Below are 3,218 nucleotides of genomic sequence, written 5' to 3'. Positions count from 1 at the left end.
TAGCACACACGATCTACTTTGCTCCAGCCCAGGATCCGATGCCATTGCGAGTACCGGTCTTGGTGTCGGAAGCCTCAGGCCAGCCGATATCCTTCTGCAGTTCGATCGGCAAGGAACGGATGGCGCGCTCGGTCTGGTAGCGGGCGCGTGCCGCGCTGAATTCGGTCGCGATGCGACCAAGAGACGACAGGATAGACATTTCTTTCTCCTTTGGTGGCTGGCGGGTGCCAGACAGCGCGTTGGTTACGTCGGGTTTGTTTCAACTTCATTTCGTGTCGAATGCAGGTCTGTGTCGGGGTCGTTTCATGGCTGCTTGTGGCAGCTGCCTCATTCGATGGAGTTGACTATCCTCCCAATCTGATGTTCAATCAAACGAAATGGAGTGATGTTTTGTATCAGAAAAATTGAAGGTCGGTTGCCATGAACGCCCCGCTCAATCATCCGCTGCCACTGCTCGATCTCGACGTTTTGCGCACTTTCGTGGCGATTGCCGAGACCGGCAGCTTCACCACCGCCGCCAATGCCGTCTTTCGCACGCCTTCGGCCGTCTCCATGCAGATCAAGAAGCTGGAGGACATTCTCGGCCGCTCCGTGTTCGCGCGCGACGCCCGCTCGGTGTCGCTGACCACGGACGGCGAGATGCTGCTCGGCTATGCCCGCCGGCTGCTGTCGATCAACCGCGAGGTGGTGTCGAAGTTCATCATTCCCGAGATTGTCGGTGTCGTGCGGCTTGGTTCGCCGGACGATTACGGCGAGCGCGTGCTGCCGCATGTGCTGAAGCGTTTCGCGCAGTCGCATCCGTCGATCGCCGTCGACGTCACCATCGACCAGAGCAGCAATCTGCGCCGGCGCATGGACGACCGGGCGCTCGACATCACGCTGCTGACCAATTCCTACAAGACCAGCGCGCTCGGCGCCGAGGTGCTGCTGACCGAGCCGATCGTCTGGGCTGGCGCCAAGGGCGGCTGCGCGCATCTGCGCGAGCCGCTGCCGGTGTCGCTTTGGGAAGAGGGCTGCGCCTGGCGCGCCGGAGCGCTCGATGCGCTTGGCCGCGAGGGCCGCAACTACCGCATCGCCTATATGAGCGCGCACACGGCCGGCCAGCGCGCCGCGATCATGTCCGATCTCGCCGTGGCGCCGCTGCCGAAGTCGTTTCTCGGCAACGACATGGTCGAACTCTGCCCGAAGGACGGCATGCCCGACATCGGCACCTACAATCTGGCGATGGTGGTGGCGCCGGACGCCAGCGCGCCGGTCAAGGCCGTCGCCGACCACATCCGCGCGACCTTCGAAGTGTTCCGGGAAACCGGCAAGTTCTGACCGGCTGGTAAGGACGACAATATAGAGCTACTCCGCCGCTTCGGCGGGGCGCTGTTCAGGCCTTAGTCTCGTGTCTTGCACGATCCGGCTCTCCCCGAGAAATTCGACGATGCGCTCGCGGGCGCGCCGGGCCTCCGGCATGTCGATCAGCGGCCAGACGTGGAACATGCCTTCCTCATAGACAAGATCGATTTCAACGCCGGCGGCGCGGGCTTTTTCCGCGAAGATCAGATTGTCGGGCGTCAAAAGATCGCGCGAGCCAGTCAAAAGCAGTGTTCTTGGCTGCACTGACAGATCTCCATAGACCGGGCTGATATGCCAGTCGCTGGGATCGATGCCGGCACTGTACAGACGAATCGCCTCTCGTCCGCCAGCTATGCCCAGCCAAGGGTCGTTGCGTTCCGCCTCGAACACTGCGGGATTGGTGAGCGACACGTCGAGACCCGGCGAAATGAGCACATGTCGTGACGGCAGGGACAGTCCTTCTTCGGCGGCCATCATGGTCAGCACCACAGCCATGTTGCCGCCGGCGGAATCGCCCATGAAGACGATGTCCTCGGCCTCCGTCTCGGCGAGCATCTGCCGGTAAACATCGCCAACCATCCCGAACATGGCGTGGAAATCATGTTCGGGGGCAATTGGATAGATCGGCACCGTGATTGCGTAGCCCAACCGATCCGCCATGTCGGCAATCAGGTGCCAATGATAGGGCGTGATTTCAAAGACATAGGCGCCGCCGTGCAAGTAGAGAATCCGCTTCTGTTCGCCGGACTTGGGTGGGATTTCGTATACGGGGAAGCCACCGACCGTATGCATCTCGATATCGAGACGCTGGTGTAGCGAGGCGGGCGGCCGGTGGTTCTCGGTCTTGCGCGCGGCCGCGATCCAGCGCTGCAGATTTTCCGGACTGGCAAATGCCTGCTTACGGCTGTGCCGCAAGACAAAAGACACGACATGGCTTTTCAAACTTGGCATGCGGATACACGAACTTCGGCCAAAGCCGACTAAGAGAACCCCCTAAATCGAAAGATTGTGCCGTGGCTGAAAATGTCAAGATTTGCGCCCGCGTCTACACGGCGGTTTGATCCGCGCCGCAGTGGTCAGCGACGCGGTAAAAGTGCGGCTCGCAGCCGGTTGCTGGTGGTCGCCGGGGACATGCGAGGTTCCCGGCGCATGCCGAGCAATTTGCATTTCTCGGCGAAGGTCATCAGCGCGCGGCGCTCCAGATAGCGTTGCTGAGGGATGCCCTTTCACTGGATCGCGGCGACACCGGCCAGCCGATGTCCTTCTGGATTTCGGGCGGCAGGCTGTTCAGCAGGCGCCGCGCCTTGCTGCGGTCATGGGCTTGTCTGATGGCGGTGCCATAGCGGCTCAGGCTTTCGAGCATTGACATCGTTGTCTCCCCTGGAGCGTTGCGGCGGCTGAAAGATATTTCCTGCCTGCCGTTCGATGCCGGTTGAATGCGCCTGCCATGTATCTGGCGAATTTCACGAAAACAGCGTTTTGGTTTCCGGATCAGACGATCCGGAAACATTTGCATGCAAATGAGTTTCGAAAGGTGTTGGCGGGGGCGGGCCGCTTATTCCCGTCCACGCCTCCGCCCCTCGTGGCCTTCGCGCGAACGCCGGCGCGGAGCGGCGTCGCCGGCAACGCCATCCTCGCTGACCGTCTTGCGCGGCGGCAGTTTCACCGCTGCCGACAGTTTCGGGAACGGATCGACCTTGTTGGGCAGCGCCATGGCGTAGACGAAATGCTCCTGGAATTTCGGTTCCAGCGCCGTCTCGATCTTCTCGATCTTGCTGACCGTGTCCTCGATCTCGCGGCGGTAGCCGCGATTGAGCAGCGCCATGCGCGCGCCGGCACCGGCGGCGTTGCCGACCGCCGAGACCTTGTCGAGG

5 protein-coding genes are annotated in these 3,218 nt (G+C 61.6%); 1 reads left to right on the top strand and 4 read right to left on the bottom strand.

Going from position 1 to position 3,218, the window contains the following annotated elements; all coding sequences use genetic code 11:
• Nucleotides 1-13: 13 nt before the first annotated feature.
• A complete protein-coding gene (locus tag EN994_RS24155; RefSeq protein ID WP_013531162.1) occupies nucleotides 14-199 on the bottom strand; it encodes a hypothetical protein in 186 nt (61 codons plus the stop codon).
• A gap of 221 nt (nucleotides 200-420) precedes the next feature.
• On the opposite strand from EN994_RS24155, the gene EN994_RS24150 reads away from it, so the two are divergent.
• Nucleotides 421-1,320 (top strand): LysR substrate-binding domain-containing protein, encoded by a 900-nt coding sequence (locus EN994_RS24150; protein WP_013531163.1) that lies wholly within the window; start codon nucleotides 421-423, stop codon nucleotides 1,318-1,320.
• A 27-nt stretch (nucleotides 1,321-1,347) separates the two neighbouring features.
• Here EN994_RS24150 and EN994_RS24145 read toward each other — a convergent pair whose 3' ends face one another.
• The 3 genes from EN994_RS24145 to EN994_RS24135 all read right to left on the bottom strand — a co-directional run.
• Nucleotides 1,348-2,295, bottom strand: a complete 948-nt coding sequence (locus tag EN994_RS24145; RefSeq protein WP_127307855.1) for an alpha/beta hydrolase — start codon at nucleotides 2,293-2,295, stop codon at nucleotides 1,348-1,350.
• A 232-nt stretch (nucleotides 2,296-2,527) separates the two neighbouring features.
• Nucleotides 2,528-2,713, bottom strand: a complete 186-nt coding sequence (locus EN994_RS24140; RefSeq protein WP_027160508.1) for a hypothetical protein — start codon at nucleotides 2,711-2,713, stop codon at nucleotides 2,528-2,530.
• 186 nt (nucleotides 2,714-2,899) lie between these two features.
• A partial coding sequence (locus tag EN994_RS24135; protein ID WP_127307854.1) for an ASKHA domain-containing protein occupies nucleotides 2,900-3,218 on the bottom strand: 319 nt, incomplete at its 5' end.

It is taken from the genome of Mesorhizobium sp. M7A.F.Ca.CA.002.09.1.1 (assembly GCF_003998555.1).
GTDB classification, from domain to species: Bacteria; Pseudomonadota; Alphaproteobacteria; order Rhizobiales; family Rhizobiaceae; genus Mesorhizobium; species Mesorhizobium ciceri.
Note: the sequence above shows the minus strand (reverse complement) of the source record. Positions and strands in the feature narration are given on the sequence as shown.